The organism is Xanthobacter oligotrophicus, assembly GCF_008364685.1.
Classification (GTDB): Bacteria; Pseudomonadota; Alphaproteobacteria; order Rhizobiales; family Xanthobacteraceae; genus Xanthobacter; species Xanthobacter oligotrophicus.
On sequence record NZ_VTTL01000002.1, the window covers coordinates 97,069 to 118,535 of the forward strand.

The window sequence follows — 21,467 nt, forward strand, 5'->3', positions numbered from 1 at the left end:
GCGAACCAGACCCCATGCACATCCTCGCCACCACATCGACGACGCTGGAGGATCTGGCCGAGCCGGTCGATCTCGCCCAGCCGCCCGGCGACATGGTGGCGCTGTCGTTCACTGACAGCGACCTCTTGGCCCTGTCCGCCGCCTGGCGGGCACGGCGGGACGCGCTGCCCAGCCTGCGCCTCGCCCGGCTGAAGGACCTCACCCATCCTATGTCGGTGGATTTGTGGGTGGAGAAGGTGGCGCGCCACGCCAAAGTGGTACTGGTGCGCCAGCTCGGCGGCCTCGACTGGTGGCGCTACGGCGCCGAGCAATTGTCCGCCCTCGCCCGATCCCGCGGCATCCCCCTCGCGCTGCTGCCGGGGGAGGACCAGGACGACCCGCGCCTCGCCGCCCTCTCCACGGTGCCGGCGGACGACCTGGCCCAGTGGCTGGCCTATTTCCGCGGCGGCGGGCCGGACAACATGGGCGCCCTGCTCGCCCGCATGGCCGTGACGGCCGGCTTCGCCGCGCCCTCCGGGATCGCGCCGCCGCGCCCCGTTCCCGCCACCGCCTTCTATCGCCCCGGCGCGGGGCTGACGGAACCGCAGGCGGCCGGAGCCGCCGCGCAGGCGGACGGGCGCCCCAGCGCGCTCATCCTGTTCTACCGCTCCCAATGGCTCGCGGCAGACGCCGCCGCCATCGATGCGCTGGCCGCCGCCCTTGAGGCGCGTGGCATCGTCGCCGTGCCCCTGTTCGTGCCAAGCCTGAAGGCGCCCGAAGCCCGCGCCGCCGTGCGCGATGCGCTGGCCGTGCTCAAGCCGGCGGTGATCGTCACCACCACCGCGTTTGCGGCGGGGGATGCGGCGGAGCTGTTCCCGGCCGGAGGGCCGCCGGTGCTTCAGGCCGCCCCCGCCACCACCGCCCGCGCTGCCTGGGCGGGCAGCCCGCGCGGGCTTTCGGCCGCCGACCTCGCCATGCATGTGGTGCTGCCGGAGCTGGACGGACGGGTGCTCGCCGGAACCCTGTCCTTCAAGGACTTCGCCCCGGCCGATGCGGACCTTGCCTTCGCCGCCGCCATCAACCGGCCGGAGCCGGACCAGGTCGCCCATGTGGCGGATCGCGTCGCCGGCCTCGTACGCCTCACCGCCACGCCCCGCGCGGAGCGACGGCTGGCGCTGATCCTGCCCGACTATCCCGGCGCCGAAGGCCGCTCCGGCTATGCGGTCGGCCTCGATGTGCCGGAAAGCGCGCGCCGCCTCATCGCGACATTGGGCGATGCCGGCTACGCCACCGGCCCGGCGCCGGCCGATGCCAAGGCGCTGCTCGCCGCCATCGCCCCCGCTCCGGCCCTGTCCCTCGATGCCTATCGCCGCGCCTTCGACCGCCTGCCGCAGGCCGCGCGCGAGGCCGTGCTTGCCGCATGGGGTCCGCCCGAAACGGATGCGGACCTGAAGGACGGCACCTTCCACTTCCGCCTCGCCCGCTTCGGTGCCCTCACCCTCGCCTTCGCGCCTGATCGCGGCGCGGCGCTCGACCGGCGGGCGGATTATCACGATGCCGCCCTGCCGCCGCGCCATGCCCTCATCGCCTTCGGCCTGTGGCTGCGCGAGGGGCTGGACGCCCACGCCGTGATCCATCTCGGCGCCCACGGCACGCTGGAATGGCTGCCGGGAAAGGCCGTAGCGCTGACACCGGCCTGCTTCCCGCAGCTGGTCATGGGCGCGCTGCCGGTGGTCTATCCCTTCATCGTCTCCAATCCTGGCGAGGCGGCGCAGGCCAAGCGACGGCTCGCCGCCGTCACCGTCGGCCACCTGCCGCCGCCGCTGGCCGCCGCCGGCCTTTCGGAGGCCGAGCAGAAGCTCGAGCGGCTGGTGGACGAATATGCCCAGGCGGACGGCCTCGACCGCCGCCGCCGCGAGCGCCTTGCCCAGCTCATCGTGGAGACCGCCGGCGACACCGGCCTCGCCGCCACCGCCGGCGTCACCACCGCCACAGACCCCGACGAGGCCCTGCGCCGCATCGATGCCTGGCTGTGCGACCTCAAAGACCTCGCGGTGAAGGACGGCCTCCACATCTTCGGCCATGTGCCGCAGGACGAGGCCGACCCCGCCCGCATCGCCTCGGCCGGCGCCGAGACCCGCGCGCTGCTCGATGCCCTCGACGGCCGCTTCGTGTCGGCCGGTCCCGCCGGGGCGCCGGCGCGGGGGCGGCGGGACGTTTTGCCCACCGGGCGCAACCTCTACACCGCCGATCCGCGCACCCTGCCCACCCCCACCGCCTGCGACCTCGCCCGCAAGGCGGCGGACGAAGCCCTGCGCCTGCTGCTGCAGGAACACGGCGACTGGCCCCGCGCGCTGGTGCTGGACCTGTGGGGCAGCGCCTCCCTGCGCACCGGCGGCGAGGAGATCGCCCAGGGCCTCGCCTTCCTCGGCTGCCGGCCCATTTGGGAGGCGGCGAGCGGCCGCGTCACCGGCATCGAGGTGCTGCCGCCCGCCGTGCTTGGGCGCCCGCGCATCGACGTGACCTTCCGCATCTCCGGCCTGTTCCGCGACATCTTCCCGGCCCAGATCGCGCTTCTGGATGCCGCCGTGCGCGCCGTGGCCGCGCGGGACGAGGACGACGCCGAGAACCCGCTCGCCGCCGCCCGCCGCCGGGGCGAGGACCTCTCCCGCCTGTTCGGCTCGGCGCCGGGGGCCTATGGCGCGGGCATCGAGGCGCAGCTCCAGCGCGGCGCCTTCGAGGATCGCGCCGAGCTGGGCCATGCCTATCTTGCCGCCGCCTCCCACGCCTATGGCGGAGCGGATGGCGTCGCCCGCCCCGCCCCCGGCGCCTTCGCCGGGCGGATCGCCACTGCCGACGCCCTCATCCACGGCGCGGATGATGCCGCCCGCGACCTCTTGGACGGCAGCGAGGATGCCGCCTTCATGGGCGGCTTCGCGGCCGCCGGCGCAGCACTGGGGCGCAAGGCGCATCTGGTAGTGCTCGACACCACCGACCCCGACCGCCCCCGCGCCCGCCCCCTCTCCGAAGCGCTGGCGCGGCTGGTGCACGGGCGCGTCTCGGCCACCTTCATCGCCGGGCAGATGCGCCACGGTCCGCGCGGGGCTGCTGAGCTGGCAGAGACCGTGGACCGCCTCGTCGCCTTCGCCGAGACCACGCAGGAGGTGGCGAGCGCCCTGCTGGACCGGCTCCATGCCGCCTATCTGGCGGAGCCGTCCGTGCGCGCCTTCCTCCTCGACCAGAACCCCGCAGCCGCCCGCGCCATGGCCCGCCGCTTCGCCGATGCGCGCCGCCGCGGCCTGTGGCACAGCCGCCGCAACGCCCTCGACGCCGATCTCGACGCACTCCTCGCCGAGGCTGCCGAGGCGCAAGTAACCGTACCGAAGGAGGCGGCGGAATGAGCCCGCGCCCGCCCGCGCGCCGGGGCGCCTGCCCGGCCTTCCTCGCCCCCATGGAAACCGGCGACGGCCTCATCCTGCGCCTCGTGCCGGCGGAAGGGGCGATCTCCCCCGACCAGTTGCGCGGCCTTGCCCGCGCGGCCACGGCCTTCGGCAACGCCATGATGGAGATCACCGCCCGCGGCAGCCTCCAGGTGCGCGGGCTGACGGCGCAAACGGTGACCCCGCTTCAGGATGCGGTGCTGGCACTCGGGATCACACCGCGCCTCGGCCTCGCCATCGACATTTCCCCGCTCTCGGGACTCGATCCTCGCGAGGTTGCCGACGCACGCCCCCTCGCCCGATGCATCCGGGAGGGAGTGGCTGGACTTGCGGGGAAGCTGGGGCCGAAGGTGTCCGTGGTCATCGATGGCGGCGGCGCCATCGGCCTTGGCGGCCAGAAGGCGGATGTGCGCCTCATCGCCATGCGCTCCGGTGCGGATTTGACGTGGTCCGTCACCATCGGCGGCGGCGCGCCGAAATTGCTGGCGGAGCAGAATGCAGCGGCCCTTGCCCTCGACGCCTTGTCCCAGATCGCCGCCCTCGGCCGCCGCGCCCGCGCCACCGACTTGCCGGGATGCGCCGCCCTGCCGGGCACCACACGGGACAATCCGGACAAGGCCCCTGCCCCGCTGGGCACCTTCCCCCTCCCCCATGGCCGCTTCGCCTGCGGCATCGGCCTGCCCTTCGGCGCCGGCGCGGCGGCACTGTTCGCGGCTCTCGGGGACGCCGCCGAGGCCGCCGGCGCGCGCGACCTTCGGCCGGCGACCGAGCGGGTGCTCCTCGCCACCGGGCTCGACGCAGATGGCGCCCACGCATTCACAACGGAAGCCCGGCGGCTCGGCTGCCTGGTGGCCCCCGACGACCCCCGCGCCTTCGTGGCGGCCTGCCCCGGTGCGCCGGCCTGCGTCTGCGCCCATTTCCCGGCGCGGGACCTCGCGCCCGGCGTGGCGGAAGCCCTCGCGCCGCTGCTGGACGGCACCGTGACGGTACATCTTTCCGCCTGCGCCAAGGGCTGTGCCCATCCCGCTCCGGCAACCCTCACCTTCGTGGGCATGGACGACGGGATCGCTCTGGTGCATGAGGGCGCACCGTCCGGGGCGCGCGGACCGGCCGTCCCGGTCGACGTCCTGGCGGCGACGCTCGCAACCCTTGCCGCCACGCCCCGTGCGCCCGGCGAGACGGGACGCGGGCTTCTGGCCCGGATGCAAGAGGCAGGTTTACCGGCGGGCCTGTGGCCGCGCGAAGGAAACGACAGACGGATGGTGAAGACGTGACGAGCCGCGCAGCATGACCCTTCCCTTCGATTACGTGCGCGACGGCACCGCCATCTACGAGCGCTCGTTCGCCATCATCCGCACCGAGGCGGACCTGTCGCGCTTCTCCCCCGAGGAGGAGGACGTGGCGGTGCGCATGATCCACGCCTGCGGGCTGGTGGAGGCGGCGCGCGATTTCGTGTTCGGCCCCGGCGTGGTGGCCGCCGCCCGCGCGGCACTGGAAACCGGCGCACCCATCCTGTGCGATGCGCAGATGGTGGCCCACGGCATCACCCGCGCCCGCCTGCCTGCCAATAACGAGGTGGTCTGCACCCTGCGCGATCCCGCCGTGCCGGCGCTGGCCGAACAGCTCGGTACCACCCGCTCGGCCGCGGCGCTGGAATTGTGGCGCGAGCAGCTCGGCGGCGCGGTGGTCGCCATCGGCAATGCGCCCACCGCCCTCTTCCACCTGCTGGAAATGCTGGACAAGGGCGCGCCCCGCCCCGCCGCCATCCTCGGCATGCCGGTGGGCTTCGTGGGCGCGGCGGAATCCAAGGATGCGCTGGCGGCGGATCCGCGCGGCGTGCCGTTCGCCATCGTGCGCGGGCGGCTCGGCGGCAGCGCCATCACCTCGGCCGCCGTCAACGCGCTGGCGAGGGCCGGACTATGAAGGGCCAGCTCATCGGCGTGGGCGTCGGCCCCGGCGACCCCGATCTCATGACCCTCAAGGCGGTGAAGGCCATCGCCGGCGCCGACGTGGTGGGCTATTTCGCCAAGGCCGGGAACGTCAGCCACGCCCGCACCATCGCCCAGGCGCACTTCCGCCCGGACACGGTGGAACTGCCCCTGCTCTATCCCGTCACCACCGAGATCCACCGCCACGACGACGCCTATCGCACCGCCATCGGCGCCTTCTACGACGCCTCGGCGGCGACGGTGGCGGAGCACATCCTGGCGGGACGCACCGTGGCGGTGCTGAGCGAGGGCGACCCGCTGTTCTACGGCTCCTACATGCACCTGCATGTGCGCCTCGCCCAGCGCTTCCCCACCAAGGTCATTCCCGGCGTCACCGGCATGTCCGGCTGCTGGTCGCAGGCAGGCGCGCCCATCGCCCAGGGCGACGACGTGCTCATGGTGCTGCCCGGCACGCTGGATGAGGCGGAGCTGGCCCGCCGCCTCGCCACGGCCGATGCGGCGGTGATCATGAAGGTGGGCCGCAACCTGCCCAAGATCCGCCGGGCGCTGGCCGCCGCCGGCCGGCTCGACCGGGCGCTCTATGTGGAGCGCGGCACCATGGCCGATTGCGCCCTGGTGCCTTTGGCCGAGCGGGCGGACGAGCGCGCGCCCTATTTCTCCATTGTGCTGGTGCCCGGTTGGGAGCGCGCGGCATGAACACCGGCGACAGGCTGGGGCGCATCACCGTGGTGGGCCTTGGCCCCGGCGCGGCGCGGCAGATGACGCCCGAGGCGGCGGCGGCGGTGGAAGCGGCGGACCTCGTCTTCGGCTACGCCCCCTATCTCGCCCGCCTGCCGGAGCGGCCGGGGCAGGAGCACCGGCCGTCCGACAATCGCGAGGAGATCGCCCGCGCCTCGGCCGCGCTGGACGCCGCAGTTGCCGGCGCGCGGGTCGCCATGGTGTCGGGGGGCGATCCCGGCGTGTTCGCCATGGCCGCCGCCGTGTGCGAGGCCATCGAGCACGGGCCGGACGCCTGGCGCGCCCTCGATTTCGAGGTGGTGCCCGGCGTCACCGCCATGCTGGCGGTGGCCGCGCGCTGCGGGGCGCCTTTGGGCCACGATTTCTGCGCCCTCTCCCTCTCCGACAATCTGAAGCCCTGGGCGCTGGTGGAAAAGCGCCTGCTGCTGGCGGCCGAGGCGGGCTTCGTCATCGCCCTCTACAATCCCATCAGCCGGGCGCGGCCTTGGCAGCTGGGGCGGGCCTTCGCGCTGCTGCGCGAGCGCCTTGCGGGCAGCGTGCCGGTGGTGTTCGGCCGCGCGGCGGGGCGCGAGGACGAGCGCATCGCCCTTACCACCCTCGCCGAGGCCGACCCGGCGCAGGCGGACATGGCCACCTGCGTGATCATCGGCACCGCCGACACCCGCATCGTGCCGCGCCCCGGGCTGCCGCCCCTGGTCTACGCACCCCGCTCGGCGGACAGGCCCGCGCCGCGAGCGGGTGAAGAGTCCGCGCCGCGAGCGGAAGAGGACTCCGTGTCTCCGGTGGAGGAATCCGCCCCGTGAGCGCCGAGCTGGTCGAGCAGCCACGCCTCGGCCTCCGCCGGGGTCGCCACCGCCGCCAAGACGGGGATGGCGGGCCGCGCGATCAGCAGCACCTCGATGCCCAGCGCACGCGCCGCCGCCATTTTGCCGTAGGTAGCCGAGCCGCCGCTGTTCTTGGCCACGATGGTGTCGATGCGATGCGCCTTCAACAGCGCGTGGTCGTCGGCCTCGCCGAACGGGCCGCGCCCGAGCACATATTCGGCTTCAGGCACCGCCAGCGGCGGGACGACAGGATCGACGCTGCGCACCAGATAGGCATGCTGCGGTGCGGCATCGAAGGCGCGCACCTCGTTGCGCCCGAGGGCGAGGAACACCCGCCGCGGCGCATCCCCCAGCGCGGCCACCGCCGCCGGCACATCCGCCACCTCCCGCCACCGGTCGCCGGCAACGGGCATCCACGGCCCGCGCCGCAGGGCGAGGAGTGGCACGCCCGCCGCAGCGCAGGCCTCCGCCGCATTGAAGGACATGCGGGCGGCATAGGGATGGGTGGCATCCACGACGGCGGCAATGCGCTCCGCCTTCAGATAGTCTTCAAGGCCCGCCGCGCCGCCGAAGCCGCCGACGCGCACGGGTACCGGCTGGGGCGCGGGATGTTCCGTGCGCCCTGCCAGCGACAGGACTACGTCGAGACCGGCATGGTCCGGGGTTCGCACGGCAACGCGGGCGGCAAGACGCTTGGCGAGGGCGCTGGCCTCGCTGGTGCCGCCGAGCAGAAGAATGCGCGGGACCATGGCTGAAACGGCGCGGGTCGAGACGGAGGGATCGCTCATGGCGGGCATAAGTGCCCCAGCCGGGCGCTGGCTGTCCATCGTCGGCATCGGCGAGGATGGGGCGGACGGCCTCTCCCCCGCCGCGCGTGCCGCCATCTCCTCCGCCGAGATCGTGTTCGGCGGGGCGCGCCACCTCGCACTCGCGGGCGGGCTTGTCACCGGCAAGGCGCAGGTCTGGCCCAGCCCCTTCAGCCTTGCCCGCGTCCTCGCCGCACGCGGGCGGGCGGTGTGCGTCCTCGCCTCGGGCGACCCCTTCCTCTATGGCGTAGGCGCGAGCCTTGCCCGCCATGTGCCGGCCGACGAGATGCGCGCCTTTCCCGCGCCCTCCGCCTTCGCGCTGGCCGCCGCCCGGCTGGGCTGGGCGTTGCAGGAGGCGGACCTCGTCTCCCTCCACGGCCGGCCGCTGGCCCGGCTGCGGCCCTTCCTGCAGCACGGTGCGCGCCTCATCCTGCTCACCTCGGACGGAGATGGGCCGCGACAGGTGGCGGATTTCGTCACCGCCCACGGCTGCGGCGCCTCGCGCCTCATGGTGCTGGAGGCGTTGGGCGGCCCCTTCGAGCGGGTGCGCGAGACGCGGGCCGATGCCTACGCCCTCGCCGACGTGGCGGCTCTGAACGTGGTGGCGCTGGAGGTGGCGGCGGACGCCGACGCCCCCATCCTGCCCCTCGCCAGCGGCCTTGCCGACGACCTGTTCGAGCATGACGGCCAGATCACCAAGCGCGAGATCCGCGCCCTCACCCTGTCCTCCCTCGCGCCACGACGGGGGGAATTGCTGTGGGATATCGGCGCCGGGGCGGGCTCCATCGCCATCGAATGGCTGCTGGCGCACCCCTCCCTCAGTGCCATCGCCATCGAGGGGCATGCGGAACGGGCGGCGCGCATCACCCGCAATGCCGGGCGCCTCGGCGTGCCGCATCTGAAAGTCGTAGAGGGTGCGGCACCCGGCGCCCTTGCCGGACTGCCCCCGCCCGATGTCATCTTCCTTGGTGGCGGCGCCTCGGAGACCGGCGTGTTCGACGCGGCGCTCGCGGCGCTGAAGCCGGGCGGGCGGCTGGTGGCAAACGGGGTGACGCTGGAGACGGAAGCGATACTCCTCGCCGCCCATGCCCGGCTCGGCGGCGATCTGGTGCGCATCGCGCTGGCGCGGTCCTCGCCGGTGAAGGGAATGACCGGCTGGCGGCCCGCCATGCCGGTCACCCAGTGGCGCTATGGCAAGCCGCCCGAGACAGAGGGAGGCGGGGCATGATCGTGGCCGGCATCGGCTCCAAGCGAGGGGTAAGCGTGGACGACGTTCTGGCCGCCCTGGACGCCGCCCTGGCGCGCGCGGCTCTGGCGCGGGACGACGTGGCCCTCATCGCCGCGCCGGCGGTGAAGGGGGGCGAGGCTGGCATCAGCGAGGCGGCGGCCAAGCTTGGCCTGCCGTTGGTGCTGGTGCCGCAGACCCAGCTTGAAGCCGCCTCCAACCGCACCAAGACCCGCTCCGAGCGGGTGATCGCATTATTGCGCGTGCCCTCGGCGGCGGAAACAGCGGCGCTGGCCGCCGCCGGAGCAAAAGCCCGCCTGCTGGGGCCGCGCCTCGCGCTCGGCCCCGTCACCTGCGCCCTAGCCCGGCGGGAGGAAGAAGAAGCGTGACCGTTCATTTCATCGGCGCGGGACCGGGCGCGGCGGACCTCATCACCGTGCGCGGGCGCGATCTCATCGCCCGCTGCCCGGTCTGCCTCTATGCCGGCTCCATCGTGGCGCCCGAACTGCTGGACTACTGCCCGCCCGGCGCCCGCATCGTGGACACCGCCCCCCTCGATCTCGACCGGATCGAGGCCGAATATGTGCGCGCCTTCGAGGCCGGCGAGGATGTGGCGCGGCTGCATTCCGGCGACCTCTCGGTCTATAGCGCGGTGGCCGAGCAGATGCGCCGCCTCGACCGGCTTTCCATCCCCTATACGCTCACGCCCGGCGTGCCCGCCTTCGCGGCGGCGGCGGCACTGCTGAAGCGGGAATTCACCGTGCCGGAGGTGGCGCAGAGCCTCGTCATCACCCGCGTCTCGGGCCGCGCCTCCGCCATGCCGGAAACGGAGAACCTTGCCGCCTTCGCCTCCACGGGAGCGACGCTCGCCATCCATCTCGCCATCCACGCCCTCGACCGGGTGGTGGCGGAACTGACGCCGGTGCTCGGCGCCGACTGCCCGGTGGCGGTGGTGTCCAAGGCCTCCTGGCCGGACGGGCGGGTCGTCACAGGCACCCTTGGCGACATCGCGGCCCAACTTGAGGCCGATCCCATCCCGCGCACGGCGCTCATTTTGGTCGGGCGGGCATTGGCGGCGCAGGATTTCCGCGAGAGCGCGCTCTACGACACCGCCTATGTCCGCCGCTTTCGCGGGGGCGGGGAATGAGCGGCCGTTCAGGCCTGCGCGGGGGCGAAGGGCGCGCGACCCATGAGCGTGCCATCGCGGTCGAACACCACGATCTCCAGCGCCACGTCAGCCCGGCCGAGCGCCCGCGCGGCGGTGGCCCAAGCGGCGCGGGCCACGCAATCGCCCAGCGGGAAGCCCTCGGCGCGGGCGATCAGGAACGCCTCCGCAACCATGTGCGCGGCGCCGATGCGCGCGGAAAGGTCCGGCCCGGCACCGGCGCCCGACGCAAGGGTGGCAAGGGCATCCATATCGGCGCGGCCGCGCTTGGAGTGGAGATCAAGGAAGCCCTGGCCGAGCTTGGTCATCTTGGCGACGCCGCCGGCGACCGTCACCTTCGCCACGGGATGAGCACGCACATATTTCAGCATGCCGCCGACGAAATCGCCCATGTCGATCAGCGCCACCTCGTCGAGACCATGGAGCTTCTGCACCGCCTGCTCGGAGGCGTTGCCGGTGGCCCCGGCCACATGGTCCAGCCCCATGGCGCGGGCCACATCGATGCCGCGATGGATGGAATGGATCCAGGCCGCGCAGGAATAGGGCACGACGATGCCCGTGGTGCCCAGCACCGAGAGCCCGCCGACGATGCCGAGGCGCGGGTTGAGCGTCTTGAGCGCAAGCCGCGCGCCGTCGTCGATGGAGATTTCCACCTCCGCATCGGCCGCAATGCCCGCCGCCCGCGCCACCTCGGCGATGCCGGCGGCGATCATGCGGCGCGGCACCGGATTGATGGCCGGTTCACCCGGCGCAATGGGCAGGCCCGGCCGCGTGACCATGCCCACCCCCTCCCCGGCCCGGAAGGTGACGCCCGCGCCCGCCACCCCGCGCCGCACCGTGGCGCGCACCAGGGCGCCGTGGGTCACGTCCGGGTCATCGCCCGCATCCTTGACGATGCCGGCCATGGCGCTGTCAGGGCCAAGGTCCTGAACGGCGAGGGCGAAGGCGGGACGGGCGCCGTTGGGCAACTCCACCTCGACAGGATCGGGAAAGGCGCCGGTGACGAGCGCCGCGAAGGCGGCCTTGGCCGCGCCGGCGGCGCAGGTGCCCGTGGTCCAGCCGCGCTTCAGCGGCCGGTCGGTGGGGGCGCCTTCGGGACCATCGCTCGGCACGTCGCTCATGACCGCCTTGATAGAGAGGCCAAGCGGACTGCGGAAGGGGGGAGCGGACAGTGAACGCCCCCCGCGGCCTCCTCATCGCCGCCCCGCGCTCCGGCTCGGGCAAGACAACGATCACCCTGGCCCTGCTCGCGGCGCTGGCGCGGCGGGGCGTCGCCGTGCGGGCGGCGAAATCGGGTCCGGACTATATCGACCCCGCCTTCCATGCCGCCGCCACCGGCCGTCCGGGGCTCAATCTCGACAGTTGGGCCATGCCGCCGGCCCTCGTCGATCACCTCGCCTCGACCGCCGCGCAGGGCGCGGAACTGCTGGTGGCGGAAGGCGCCATGGGCCTGTTCGACGGGGTAGCGACCGAGCCGGGCCGCACCGGGGCGGGGGCCGACATCGCCGCCCGCCTCGGCCTGCCGGTGCTGCTGGTGCTGGATGTGTCGGGGCAATCCCAGACGGCCGCTGCGGTGCTACGCGGCTTCCTCACCCATGATCCGCGGGTGCGCATCGCCGGCGTGGTGCTGAACAAGCTCGGCAGCGAGCGGCATACCCGCATGATCCGCGAGGCCATTGCCCCGCTGGGCGTGCCCATCCTTGGAACAGTGCCGCGCGAGGCGACCATCGTGCTGCCGGAGCGCCATCTCGGCCTGGTGCAGGCCGGCGAAACCGACGACCTCGCCGCCCGCCTCGCCACCTTGGCGGATCTCGGCGAGCGCCATCTCGACCTCGACGGTATCCGCGCCGCCGCCGGCCCCCTCGGCCTTGCGGCGGGCGATGCGGACGCGCTGATTGCGCCACCCGGCCAGAGGATCGCACTGGCGCAGGATGCGGCCTTCAGCTTCATGTATGGCCATCTGCTGGCGGGCTGGCGGGCGCTGGGGGCGGAAATCCGCCTCTTCTCACCACTCGCCGACGAGGCGCCGGACCCCTCCTGCGACGTGTGCTGGCTGCCCGGCGGCTATCCGGAGCTTCATGCCGGCCGGCTGGCGGCGGCGGGGCGGTTTCTCGAAGGCACGCGCCGCTTCGCACAGGCAAAGCCGGTGCATGGAGAGTGCGGCGGCTACATGGCCCTCGGGCAGGCGCTCACCGACGCGGACGGGGCCACCCACCCCATGCTCGGCCTCTTGGACCTCGAGACCAGCTTTGCCCGGCGCAAGATGAACCTCGGCTATCGGGCGGCGCGCCTTCTCGCCCCCTCGCCCCTCGGGGCGACGGGGGAGACGGTGCGCGGCCACGAGTTCCATTACGCGACCGTGATCACCCGCGGCGGGGATGAGCCCCTTGCCGAGCTATCCGATGCCGAGGGCCGCCCGCTAGGCGCCGCAGGCAGTCGGCGCGGCCACGTCACGGGCGGCTTTTTCCACGCCATCGCGCGGGGGTGACGCGCGCGCTCTTCAGGCCTGCCTGATGGTGACGGCAAGGATACGCTTGGCCACCACATATGCCGCTGGAATGGCGACGACCGCGCCGATGGCGGCGGCGATGGGAATGAGCTGCATGCCCTGCCCCGCCAGGGACGGCATGGCCAGCACAAACAGGATGGCCGCGCCGGCAAAGGTGGTGCCGAGAACGAGCCAGACGAGAATCGCAATCTTGAGCATGATAGGGCTCCCACAGCAGACGCCCCCTTCATACGTCCTTCCGTTGGGTCCGCTTTTGACGCCGATCAACTGTGAATGAGGCCGTCGCGTCGCATGCATTCACTGCATGACGGGGACCGGCTTTTGCGGGTTATAGTCGCTTCCGCAGGCGCGCCGCCGGGCGCCGGAAGGGCGCGCCGCCGATCCCCGGGAGGGACGTCATGCAGTGCCAGTTCAAGGAAGACGACTTCCGTGCTGCCATCCTCGACATCGTCAGCCACAAGGATGGGCAGGCCATCATCATCCAGGTGATTGGTGGAAACACCCTCACCGGCTTCGCGCCCCTGAGTGTGGGCCGGGATTATCTCAGGTGCCAGGTGGCCGCCGGGACGGGACAGAAGGAACAGGTGGTTCCCTTCCACTCCATCACCTGCGTGCGCTGAGGCGTGCATGCGTTGAAATCGGGCGTGCGCTGAGGCGTCGCCCCTGTCACGCTGGCCGCGCCGTCCTATATCGTATATCCAACGCAGGCGTTTGATCGCCCCGGCCCTTCATGCCCCTCAGGAGCCTTCCCATGGCAGCACCCCAGCCCCTTTCCCGTTCCGCAACCGCACAGTTCGCGCTTCTGCGCGACAAGATGCTGATCGGCGGCGCCTGGGTGGATGCGGATTCCGGCGCCACCATCGAGGTCAACAATCCGGCCACCGGAGCGATCATCGGCACCATCCCGAAGGCCGGCGCCGCCGAGACCCGCCGCGCCATCGAGGCCGCCTCGGAGGCCTTCAAGACCTGGCGCGCCACCACCGCCGCCGAGCGCGCGGTGAAGCTGCACAAGCTCGCCGACCTCATCACCCAGAATGCGGATGAGCTTGCCGCCATCCTCACCACCGAGCAGGGCAAGCCGCTGGCCGAGGCCAAGGGCGAGATCGGCGCTTCCGCCGGCTATGTGCGCTGGTTCGCGGAAGAGGCCCGCCGCCTCTATGGCGACGTGATCCCCTCGCCCTGGGGCAATCGCCGCATCCTCGTCACCAAGGAGCCGGTGGGCGTGGTGGCGGCGGTGACGCCGTGGAACTTCCCCTCCTCCATGCTGTCGCGCAAGATCGGCGCGGCGCTGGCGGCGGGCTGCACGGTGGTCGCCAAGCCCTCCGAGCTGACACCCTATTCGGGCCTCGCCTGGGGCGTGCTGGCCGAGATGGCCGGCATCCCGGCGGGCGTGGTCAACATCGTGGTGGGCGAGGCCCCCGCCATCGGCGGCGAGATGACCTCCAACCCGCTGGTGAAGAAGGTGACCTTCACCGGCTCCACCCCCGTGGGCAAGCTGCTTATGAAGCAGTCCGCCGACACCATGAAGAAGATCTCCATGGAGCTGGGCGGCAACGCGCCGTTCCTGGTGTTCGATGACGCCGACCTCGACCTCGCGGTGGAGCAGGCCATTGCCTCCAAGTTCCGCAACGTGGGCCAGACCTGCGTATGCGCCAACCGCTTCTATGTGCAGGCCGGAATCTATGACGCCTTCGCCGCCAGGTTCGCCGAAGCCTCGAAGAAGCTGAAGGTGGGCAACGGCCTGGACGAGGGCGTGGTGGCCGGCCCGCTCATCGACGACCGCGCGCTGGCCAAGGTGGAGCGCCTGCTGAAGGACGCCCTCGACAAGGGCGCCACCGTGCTCACCGGCGGCAAGCAACCGGCGATCGGCGGCACCTTCTTCGAGCCCACGGTGCTGGCCGGTGCCACCCAGGACATGGCGTTCGCCCGCGACGAGATCTTCGGCCCGCTGGCCCCGCTGTTCAAGTTCGAGACCGAGGAGCAGGCCGTGTCCTACGCCAACGACACGGAATACGGCCTCGCCTGCTATTTCTTCACCAAGGACCTCGGGCGCGCCTTCCGGGTGGCGGAAAAGCTCGAATATGGCCAGGTGGGCATCAATGCCGGCGTCATCACCACCGAGGTGGCACCCTTCGGCGGCGTGAAAGAGAGCGGCATGGGCCGCGAAGGCTCCAAGTACGGCTGCGACGACTATCTGAACATCAAGTACATGTGCGTCGGCGGGCTCTAGAGCACGCGCCGATCAGATTGCATCGCAATCTGATCGGATAACGCGTTCTCTTTCCTTAGGTTCAGAGGGCGATTCACCGAGCAAATTGATTCAATTTGCTCGGATCGGGCTCTGAGCCGGCCAAACCCCGGGGCGGTCCACCGCCCCGGGGTTTCCCGCATCAGGCCGGCGGCGCGAAGCGCAGCGCGATGCCGATGCGGTTCCACGCATTGATGGAGGCGATGGTCACCGTCAGGAAGACCGCCTCGTCCTCCGAGAATTCCTTCAGCAGCGCCGTCCAGGCCGCGTCGGAGGCCGCTTCCGCCTCAAGCAGCGTCAGCTCTTCCGCATAGGCCAGCGCCGCCCGCTCCCGCGCCGAGAACAGCGGCGCATCCCGCCATGCCGCGAGCAGGTCCAATTTGTCCTGCGACACGCCGGCCTTGCGCGCCACGCCGAGATGGAACTTCAGGCAGAAGGCGCAGCCGTTGATCTGGGAGGCGCGCAGCTTCACCAGCTCCGTCAGCCCCTTGTCGAGGCCAAAGGCGTCCACCGCCTTGGTGAGGGCGGACAGGCCGGCATAGACATCAGGGGCACGCTCGGTGAAGGCCTTGTAGGTGGGGCGGGACTGAGTGTCGGTCACGCGGCTTCCTTTCGGTTCGCAAATCGCAGGGTCCGCTGTCAGCTCTTCAGCCGGTAGCCGGTGCGGAACATCCAGCGCACGGTGACGAGGCAAACGATGAGGAAGACGAGCGTCATGGCGAAGCTCACCTCCACCCGCACGTCCGAATGACCGAAGAAGCTCCAGCGGAAGCCGGACACCAGATAGACCACCGGGTTGAACAGGGTCACCGTCCGCCACACCGGGGGCAGCATGTCCAGCGAATAGAAGGTGCCGCCGAGGAAGGTCAGCGGCGTGATCACCAGCATGGGGATGAGTTGCAGACGCTCGAACCCGTCCGCCCAGATGCCGATGATGAAGCCGAACAGGGAGAAGGTGACCGCCGTGAGCACCAGGAAGCCCAGCACCCAGAACGGATGGCGGATCTCCAGCGGCACGAACAGCGAGGCGGTGGCGAGGATGATCAGCCCCAGCACCGTGGACTTGGTAGCCGCCGCCCCCACATAGCCCGCCACGATCTCGAACGGCGAGACCGGCGCCGACAGCAGCTCGTAGATGGTGCCGGTGAAGCGCGGGAAGTAGATGGCAAACGCCGCGTTGCTGATGGACTGGGTGAGCAGCGTCAGCATCATCAGCCCCGGCACGATGAAAGCGCCGTAGGCGACGCCCCCAACCTCCGCCATGCGCGGGCCGATGGCCGAGCCGAACACCACGAAATAGAGCGAGGTGGACAACACCGGCGAGACCACGCTCTGCCCCAGCGTGCGCCGGGTGCGGTTCATCTCGAAGCCGTAGATGGCGCCAATAGCTTGCAGGTTCACGGGGCGCGCCTCACCAGGCTCACGAAGATGTCTTCGAGGGAGCTTTGCTCCGTGTGGAGGTCCTTGAAGGCGATGCCCTCGGACGACAAGGCGGCGAGCAGGCCGGCGATGGAGAGCCCGTCGTCGTCCCCCTCGCGGTTGGTCGCGTAGGTGTAGGTGAGACGGGTGCCGTCGTCCGAAAGGGCGAGGCCGAAGTCCGCCAGCGCCTGCGGCAGGGCGGCCAGCGGCGCGGTCAGCTCGACGGTGAGCTGCTTCTTGCCCAGCTTGCGCATGAGCGTCGCCTTCTCCTCCACCAGGATCAGCTCGCCCTTGGCGATCACCCCCACCCGGTCGGCCATCTCCTCGGCCTCCTCCAGGTAATGGGTGGTGAGGATTATGGTGACGCCCTCGTCGCGCAGCTCGCGCACGAGGCGCCACATGTCGCGGCGCAATTCCACGTCCACGCCGGCGGACGGTTCGTCGAGGAACAGCACCTCGGGCTCGTGCGACAGCGCCTTGGCGATGAGGACGCGCCGCTTCATGCCGCCCGAGAGCGTCATGATGCGGGCATCCTTCTTGTCCCACAGGGACAGGCTGCGCAGCACCTTCTCGATATGGGCCGGGTTCGCCTTCCGGCCGAACAGGCCGCGCGAGAAGCTGACCGTGGCCCAGACGCTCTCGAACGAATCGGTGGTCAGCTCCTGCGGCACCAGACCAATGCGGGAGCGCGCGGCGCGATAGTCCGCGACGATATCGTACCCTGCAACCTCCACCTTGCCGGCGGTGGCGTTCACGAGGCCGCAGATGATGGAGATGAGGGTGGTCTTGCCCGCGCCATTGGGTCCGAGCAGGGCGAAGATCTCGCCGCGCCGGATGTCGAGGCTGACATCCTTCAGGGCAACGTGGCCGGTCGCATAGGTCTTGCCGAGGCCGGAAACGGTGATGACGCTGGTGGAAGCGCCGGGGGTGGCGATCATGGAAGAGTCGCGGGTCGCAGAAGCGCTCATGGGGGCGCTTTAGACCACGTCACGGCGGCGGCGGGAAGCCCCGCCGCCTGCCCCTCACGCATACGCGCAGGCGGCTCAGGCGCCCTGGATGGCGCTGAGGCGCCAGGCGCCGCCACGCCCGCCCGTCGGCCCGCCGATGCGATCGCGCACGAAGGTCCACACCTCGGTGCTTTCCCCGATGCCCGCGGCATCACCGGAGACGACCTTGCCGCTCGCGCGGTCCAGCATCACGTCGCGGCTGGCAAAGCGCATGGCAACGGTGGCGTACTCGCGATTGCCCTCCCGCCACGCCTCGGCCACGTCGCCCTGAAGCAGCTTCACGTCGGAGACCTGGTTGCGCAGCCCGCGCTCGGCATTCTCCCGCAGTTCGTCGGCGAGGTAGCCGAACATCTCCGGGGTGGTATTGGCGCGAAGCTCCGCCTGGTCCTCGCGGCTCACGGCACCCTGGATGATGCCGAGCAGGCGCTCGAAGACATCGAGGTCGGCCGGGGTGACGCCGATCTCGTCCTGCACGCCGGGCGGACGCCCGCTTCCGGCCGGCGGCGCGCTGACGGCGCGCCAGTCGCCGGGCACAGCGGGACGGGGTCCGCCAGAGCCTGCGCCAGTACCAACCCCCGCGCCGGCGGGAACCGGCTGGGAGCGGCGCAGCAGGCGCATGACCAGCATCACGCCGGCCACGACGAGGCCGACCTGAAGCAGCAGGCCCAGGATGCCGGCAAGCCCGCCGAGCCCCTGGCCCATCAGCATGCCGATGAGACCGCCGATGAGCAGGCCGCGCATGAGCGAGCCGGCGAAGCCATTGCCGAACATGGAGGGACGCTGAGCGGCCGCCTGGGGCCGGGCCGCGCTGGAGGGCGCCGTCTGCGGCGAAGTGGTGGAGCGCTGCACTGGCGCCACCGTCCCTGGCGTCGTGGGAGTCGAGGCCGGGGTCTGGTAGGTCCGGGTTCCCCGGCTGCCGAAGGAGCCGCCTTGGCGCGCGTCCGCATGGTCCGCGGCGACGAGGGTCAGCGCGCCCGCGACGGCCAGCGCCGCCAGAAGCGTCCCTTTGCGAAACATGGACATTCCGATCAGATCCTCCCCGACGCTGGGCAAATGCCGCAACGTCACATGCGCATTCATATAGGAGGGGCAGCGCCGATTGCGAGGGCCTCGGCGTCACGTTTGCCACGTGAGCGCGCGCTGATATGGTCGCCCCGCCTGCCGCGCCGTCGCTTCCCGGAGCCCCCGATGCCCGTCCTTGCCGTGCGTGCCTTTGCCAGAAACGCCTTTGCCGGGAACAGGTTTGCAAAACCGATCCTGGGCCTTCTCGCCTGCTGCGTGCTTCTCGGCGCGCCGATTGCGCGGGCCGAGCCGGTGGGCGTCACCGTGCGCAACGAGAGCGTGGCCGCCACCTGTGCCGAGACCGACAACGTCACGCTGTCCTTCGTCTCCGACAAGGTGAGCCGTTTCCGCATCGTCGCCCGCCACCCGGCCTATGCGGGCATGCTGCGTGTCGATCGGACAGAGCCGGATTTCGACACCTGCGACTTCTCCGGCGACCCGGCGGTGCCGGCCACCACCCCCGCGCCGGCCGGAACGCCGCCGGTAGCGACCACGGCGCCGAAGCGCATCACCATCTACGAGACCCCGGACCTGTGGCTCACCGGCTTCGTCTTCCCCTCGTTCTGGCGTGCCGCGACCGTGCCTTTCCGGGTGGGCACCGAGGTGACGCAGGGCCTGCACATGGTGCAGCTGTGGGTGCGCGGCGAAAACCAGCAGCCGGAAGAGGTGCTGGTGGTCTATCCGCCGGACGGCTACTGGCGGGCGCGGCCGCTGTCGCCGGCGCATCTGTCCAGTACCGCCTACGGCTCGTCCTTCCTGCTGGGTCCGGTGGAGCAGGCCGAGCGCCCGCTGGTGCGCCTCAAGGAGATCGGCTTCGCACCGCAGACGCGCACCTTCACCCTGTCGTTTGCCGACGGCGGCAAGGCCCGGCTGAAGCTCGCCGGGGTGGATCGCGATTCGCTGACCCTGGAAGCGGAATTCGACGGCACGGCGCCGCGCACCTTCGCCGCCTTGCGCTCCATGTACGTTACCGAGGGCAATGCCGATGTTGCCCGCGTCTCCTGGCGGACGCTGGCCAAAACCGGAACACCCGCCACCATCGGCGAGGCCCCCGTGCTGAGCTTCACCGATGCCGACAACGTCGCCATGCTGTGGGCGGGCCGGCTGGTGCCGTCCCGTCACAACACCAGCGCGCCGGATTTCGTCTTCGACGGCTTCGCCAGCCGCTGAGAAACCTCAGGCGACGGCGAGCACCGCCTCCGCCTCCAGCACGCCGTTGGCGCCGCTGGTGACGGTTTCTTCCAGCCCCTTCGCCTCAGTGGCGAGGTTTTCAGCGAAGAAGCGGGCAAGAGCGATGCGCGCGGCAAGGCGCGGATCGGTGCCACCGGCCGCCCGCTCCGCATAGGCGGCGAGCGCCACCTTGGCGAGATAGGCCCCACCGGCGGCACGGGCGAACAGGCGCAGGTAGGGCGTTGCCCCGGCGAGCGCCTTGGCCTGGTCGCTCGGCAGCCAGTCCAGCATCTTGCGGGTGGCACGGGCCAGCGCGTCCACGGTCTCGGCGAGCCGCATTCCCGTATGACCGAAATCCGGAGAATTCAGCGCGGCCACCTCGGCGGCAATGTCGCGATAATCGGCAATCACCGCATTCACCACGTCGCCGCCCTCCTGCGGCAGCTTGCGGGTGACGAGGTCGATAGCCTGGATGCCATTGGTGCCCTCATAGATGGCGAAGATGCGGGCGTCACGCATATGCTGGGCAGCGCCGGTCTCTTCCACGTAGCCCATGCCGCCGTGCACCTGCACGCCGGTGGAGGCCACCTCGATGCCGATGTCGGTGGAGAAGGCCTTGGCCACCGGGGTCAGCAAGCTCGCCTCGGCCAGCGCGGCGGCGCGGGCGGACGGGTCGGGCAGGCGGTGGGCGCGGTCGAGGGCGTCGGCGGTCTTCAGGCAGATGGCACGGGCCGCGTCGGTCTCGGCGCGCATGGTCAGCAGCATGCGCTTCACGTCGGGATGGGCGATGATGGGGGCCGAGCCCTCGAAGCCCGGCGCCTTGCCCTGCCGGCGATCCTTGGCATAGGCGAAGGCGCGCTGGGTGGCGCGCTCGGCCACCGCCACGCCCTGGATGCCGACCGCAAGGCGGGCGTTGTTCATCATGGTGAACATGCAGGCGAGGCCGCGATTTTCCTCACCCACCAGATAGCCGATGGCGCCCTCGCCCTTCTCGCCGAACACCATGGTGCAGGTGGGCGAGCCGTGCAGGCCGAGCTTGTGCTCGATGCCGGCGCAGACCACGTCGTTGCGTTCGCCGAGGCTGCCGTCCGCATTCACGAGCACCTTCGGCACCAGGAACAGGGAGATGCCGCGGGTGCCGGCAGGCGCGTCCGGCAGGCGGGCGAGCACGAGGTGCACGATGTTCTCGGCGATGTCGTGCTCGCCGTAGGAGATGAAGATCTTGGTGCCGAACACCCGGTAGGTGCCGTCCGCCTGCTTCACCGCCTTGGCGCGCAGCGCGGCAAGGTCCGAGCCCGCCTGCGACTCGGTGAGGTTCATGGTGCCGGTCCAGGTGCCGGCCACCATCTTGGTGAGATAGGTCTGCTGCAGCTCGGGGGATCCGTGGGCGGTGAGGGCTTCGATGGCGCCCATGGTCAGCACCCCGCCGATGCCGAAGGCGGGCGAGGCCGAATTCCAGAATTCCGTGAGCGCCGAGGTCACCGAGGTGGGCAGGTGCTGGCCGCCGAACTCTTCCTCCGCCGCGACCGAACTCCAGCCGGCGGCGGCCCAGGCCTCATAAGCCGCGCGCCAGCCTTCGGGAGTGGTCACGGCGCCGTCCTTGAGGGTGCAGCCCTGCTTGTCGGACACCTTGTCGAGGGGGGCGATGACGGAAGCCGCGAACTTGCCGGCCTCTTCCAGCACCGGGTCCACCACGTCGAAGGAGAGGTCCACGAGGCCCTGCTCCATCAGCAGGGGAAGAGCCGTACAGGTCTTGAGAAAAAAGGCGACCTCTTCCACCGGCGCGCGATAGCTCATGTGACCCTCCCGTGTGCGGCATGCGCTTGACCGGCCCCGCGGGGCGCGCTCTAAGCACGCGACGTTCGGCTTCCCACATCGCGGCGCCGGCCGGCTTCGTCAAGAGGCGCGCCCTGACCCATTGGTCGG

General features: G+C 71.3%; 20 protein-coding genes. 12 read left to right on the forward strand and 8 right to left on the reverse strand.

Going from position 1 to position 21,467, the window contains the following annotated elements; translation table 11 throughout:
• The first annotated feature begins 14 nt into the window (after positions 1-14).
• Genes cobN through FZ033_RS03335 form a run of 5 tightly spaced genes read left to right on the forward strand, consistent with a single transcriptional unit; the run spans position 15 to position 6,909 of the window.
• On the forward strand, positions 15-3,380 hold the full coding sequence (cobN, locus tag FZ033_RS03315; protein WP_149574747.1) for a cobaltochelatase subunit CobN: 3,366 nt from the start codon (positions 15-17) through the stop codon (positions 3,378-3,380).
• The gene (gene cobG / locus FZ033_RS03320; protein ID WP_149574748.1) at positions 3,377-4,693 is read left to right on the forward strand and encodes a precorrin-3B synthase; all 1,317 of its coding nucleotides are present in this window, start codon (positions 3,377-3,379) and stop codon (positions 4,691-4,693) included. Before cobN ends, cobG begins: the two co-directional genes overlap by 4 nt.
• A gap of 13 nt (positions 4,694-4,706) precedes the next feature.
• Entirely contained in the window at positions 4,707-5,342 is a 636-nt protein-coding gene (locus tag FZ033_RS03325; protein ID WP_149574749.1) for a precorrin-8X methylmutase, read from the forward strand.
• Complete coding sequence (locus FZ033_RS03330; protein WP_149574750.1) at positions 5,339-6,064, forward strand: precorrin-2 C(20)-methyltransferase; 726 nt, start codon at positions 5,339-5,341, stop codon at positions 6,062-6,064. Before FZ033_RS03325 ends, FZ033_RS03330 begins: the two co-directional genes overlap by 4 nt.
• Positions 6,061-6,909: a precorrin-3B C(17)-methyltransferase gene (locus tag FZ033_RS03335; RefSeq protein ID WP_149574751.1), complete on the forward strand. Its 849-nt coding sequence runs from the start codon at positions 6,061-6,063 to the stop codon at positions 6,907-6,909. The genes FZ033_RS03330 and FZ033_RS03335 overlap by 4 nt, the downstream gene beginning before the upstream one ends.
• On the opposite strand, the gene FZ033_RS03340 is transcribed toward FZ033_RS03335, so the two are convergent.
• The gene (locus FZ033_RS03340; RefSeq protein ID WP_149575048.1) at positions 6,804-7,679 is read right to left on the reverse strand and encodes a cobalt-precorrin-6A reductase; all 876 of its coding nucleotides are present in this window, start codon (positions 7,677-7,679) and stop codon (positions 6,804-6,806) included. The two genes, FZ033_RS03335 and FZ033_RS03340, sit on opposite strands and share 106 nt — an antisense overlap.
• 37 nt (positions 7,680-7,716) lie before the next feature.
• Between FZ033_RS03340 and cbiE the strand changes: the two genes are divergently transcribed.
• The 3 genes from cbiE to cobM are packed head-to-tail and all read left to right on the forward strand — an operon-like array spanning position 7,717 to position 10,108.
• A complete protein-coding gene (gene cbiE / locus FZ033_RS03345) occupies positions 7,717-8,964 on the forward strand; it encodes a precorrin-6y C5,15-methyltransferase (decarboxylating) subunit CbiE (RefSeq protein ID WP_149574752.1) in 1,248 nt (415 codons plus the stop codon).
• Positions 8,961-9,350, forward strand: coding sequence for a cobalamin biosynthesis protein (locus tag FZ033_RS03350; protein ID WP_149574753.1), 390 nt, complete (start codon positions 8,961-8,963; stop codon positions 9,348-9,350). The genes cbiE and FZ033_RS03350 overlap by 4 nt, the downstream gene beginning before the upstream one ends.
• Positions 9,347-10,108, forward strand: coding sequence for a precorrin-4 C(11)-methyltransferase (gene cobM / locus FZ033_RS03355; protein WP_149574754.1), 762 nt, complete (start codon positions 9,347-9,349; stop codon positions 10,106-10,108). The genes FZ033_RS03350 and cobM overlap by 4 nt, the downstream gene beginning before the upstream one ends.
• Before the next feature lie 8 nt (positions 10,109-10,116).
• On the opposite strand, the gene FZ033_RS03360 is transcribed toward cobM, so the two are convergent.
• Entirely contained in the window at positions 10,117-11,247 is a 1,131-nt protein-coding gene (locus tag FZ033_RS03360) for a cobalt-precorrin-5B (C(1))-methyltransferase (RefSeq protein WP_149574755.1), read from the reverse strand.
• Positions 11,248-11,297: 50 nt separating this feature from the next.
• Between FZ033_RS03360 and FZ033_RS03365 the strand changes: the two genes are divergently transcribed.
• Positions 11,298-12,614 (forward strand): cobyrinate a,c-diamide synthase, encoded by a 1,317-nt coding sequence (locus tag FZ033_RS03365; protein WP_149574756.1) that lies wholly within the window; start codon positions 11,298-11,300, stop codon positions 12,612-12,614.
• Between the two features lie 12 nt (positions 12,615-12,626).
• On the opposite strand, the gene FZ033_RS03370 is transcribed toward FZ033_RS03365, so the two are convergent.
• Complete coding sequence (locus FZ033_RS03370; protein WP_149574757.1) at positions 12,627-12,833, reverse strand: hypothetical protein; 207 nt, start codon at positions 12,831-12,833, stop codon at positions 12,627-12,629.
• Positions 12,834-13,033: 200 nt separating this feature from the next.
• Here FZ033_RS03370 and FZ033_RS03375 point away from each other — a divergent pair, with 200 nt between their 5' ends.
• Together FZ033_RS03375 and FZ033_RS03380 are read left to right on the forward strand one after the other, a co-directional pair.
• Positions 13,034-13,255, forward strand: a complete 222-nt coding sequence (locus FZ033_RS03375; RefSeq protein WP_012115249.1) for a hypothetical protein — start codon at positions 13,034-13,036, stop codon at positions 13,253-13,255.
• Positions 13,256-13,386: 131 nt separating this feature from the next.
• Positions 13,387-14,865, forward strand: coding sequence for an NAD-dependent succinate-semialdehyde dehydrogenase (locus FZ033_RS03380; protein ID WP_149574758.1), 1,479 nt, complete (start codon positions 13,387-13,389; stop codon positions 14,863-14,865).
• Positions 14,866-15,025: 160 nt separating this feature from the next.
• Here FZ033_RS03380 and FZ033_RS03385 read toward each other — a convergent pair whose 3' ends face one another.
• The 4 genes from FZ033_RS03385 to FZ033_RS03400 form a co-directional block, all read right to left on the reverse strand.
• Entirely contained in the window at positions 15,026-15,484 is a 459-nt protein-coding gene (locus tag FZ033_RS03385) for a carboxymuconolactone decarboxylase family protein (RefSeq protein ID WP_149574759.1), read from the reverse strand.
• A gap of 38 nt (positions 15,485-15,522) precedes the next feature.
• Positions 15,523-16,284 carry an ABC transporter permease gene (locus tag FZ033_RS03390; RefSeq protein WP_149574760.1) on the reverse strand — a complete coding sequence of 254 codons (762 nt, stop codon included), beginning with the start codon at positions 16,282-16,284 and terminating at the stop codon, positions 15,523-15,525.
• Complete coding sequence (locus FZ033_RS03395) at positions 16,281-17,270, reverse strand: ABC transporter ATP-binding protein (RefSeq protein WP_149574761.1); 990 nt, start codon at positions 17,268-17,270, stop codon at positions 16,281-16,283. Before FZ033_RS03395 ends, FZ033_RS03390 begins: the two co-directional genes overlap by 4 nt.
• A gap of 75 nt (positions 17,271-17,345) precedes the next feature.
• Complete coding sequence (locus FZ033_RS03400) at positions 17,346-18,332, reverse strand: Tim44 domain-containing protein (protein WP_331251165.1); 987 nt, start codon at positions 18,330-18,332, stop codon at positions 17,346-17,348.
• 165 nt (positions 18,333-18,497) lie between these two features.
• Here FZ033_RS03400 and FZ033_RS03405 point away from each other — a divergent pair, with 165 nt between their 5' ends.
• Positions 18,498-19,541 carry a hypothetical protein gene (locus tag FZ033_RS03405; RefSeq protein WP_149574762.1) on the forward strand — a complete coding sequence of 348 codons (1,044 nt, stop codon included), beginning with the start codon at positions 18,498-18,500 and terminating at the stop codon, positions 19,539-19,541.
• A gap of 6 nt (positions 19,542-19,547) precedes the next feature.
• On the opposite strand, the gene FZ033_RS03410 is transcribed toward FZ033_RS03405, so the two are convergent.
• Positions 19,548-21,338 carry an acyl-CoA dehydrogenase gene (locus tag FZ033_RS03410; RefSeq protein ID WP_149574763.1) on the reverse strand — a complete coding sequence of 597 codons (1,791 nt, stop codon included), beginning with the start codon at positions 21,336-21,338 and terminating at the stop codon, positions 19,548-19,550.
• Positions 21,339-21,467: the final 129 nt, after the last annotated feature.

What these genes read in the sequence shown, in the direction of transcription:
- cobN (WP_149574747.1), top strand. Translation starts at nt 15, where the DNA reads ATGCACATCCTCGCCACCACATCGACGACGCTGGAGGATCTGGCCGAG.
- cobG (WP_149574748.1), top strand. Translation starts at nt 3,377, where the DNA reads ATGAGCCCGCGCCCGCCCGCGCGCCGGGGCGCCTGCCCGGCCTTCCTC.
- FZ033_RS03325 (WP_149574749.1), top strand. Translation starts at nt 4,707, where the DNA reads ATGACCCTTCCCTTCGATTACGTGCGCGACGGCACCGCCATCTACGAG.
- FZ033_RS03330 (WP_149574750.1), top strand. Translation starts at nt 5,339, where the DNA reads ATGAAGGGCCAGCTCATCGGCGTGGGCGTCGGCCCCGGCGACCCCGAT.
- FZ033_RS03335 (WP_149574751.1), top strand. Translation starts at nt 6,061, where the DNA reads ATGAACACCGGCGACAGGCTGGGGCGCATCACCGTGGTGGGCCTTGGC.
- FZ033_RS03340 (WP_149575048.1), bottom strand. Translation starts at nt 7,679, where the DNA reads ATGGTCCCGCGCATTCTTCTGCTCGGCGGCACCAGCGAGGCCAGCGCC.
- cbiE (WP_149574752.1), top strand. Translation starts at nt 7,717, where the DNA reads ATGGCGGGCATAAGTGCCCCAGCCGGGCGCTGGCTGTCCATCGTCGGC.
- FZ033_RS03350 (WP_149574753.1), top strand. Translation starts at nt 8,961, where the DNA reads ATGATCGTGGCCGGCATCGGCTCCAAGCGAGGGGTAAGCGTGGACGAC.
- FZ033_RS03360 (WP_149574755.1), bottom strand. Translation starts at nt 11,247, where the DNA reads ATGAGCGACGTGCCGAGCGATGGTCCCGAAGGCGCCCCCACCGACCGG.
- FZ033_RS03370 (WP_149574757.1), bottom strand. Translation starts at nt 12,833, where the DNA reads ATGCTCAAGATTGCGATTCTCGTCTGGCTCGTTCTCGGCACCACCTTT.
- FZ033_RS03375 (WP_012115249.1), top strand. Translation starts at nt 13,034, where the DNA reads ATGCAGTGCCAGTTCAAGGAAGACGACTTCCGTGCTGCCATCCTCGAC.
- FZ033_RS03380 (WP_149574758.1), top strand. Translation starts at nt 13,387, where the DNA reads ATGGCAGCACCCCAGCCCCTTTCCCGTTCCGCAACCGCACAGTTCGCG.
- FZ033_RS03395 (WP_149574761.1), bottom strand. Translation starts at nt 17,270, where the DNA reads ATGAGCGCTTCTGCGACCCGCGACTCTTCCATGATCGCCACCCCCGGC.
- FZ033_RS03400 (WP_331251165.1), bottom strand. Translation starts at nt 18,332, where the DNA reads ATGTCCATGTTTCGCAAAGGGACGCTTCTGGCGGCGCTGGCCGTCGCG.
- FZ033_RS03405 (WP_149574762.1), top strand. Translation starts at nt 18,498, where the DNA reads ATGCCCGTCCTTGCCGTGCGTGCCTTTGCCAGAAACGCCTTTGCCGGG.
- FZ033_RS03410 (WP_149574763.1), bottom strand. Translation starts at nt 21,338, where the DNA reads ATGAGCTATCGCGCGCCGGTGGAAGAGGTCGCCTTTTTTCTCAAGACC.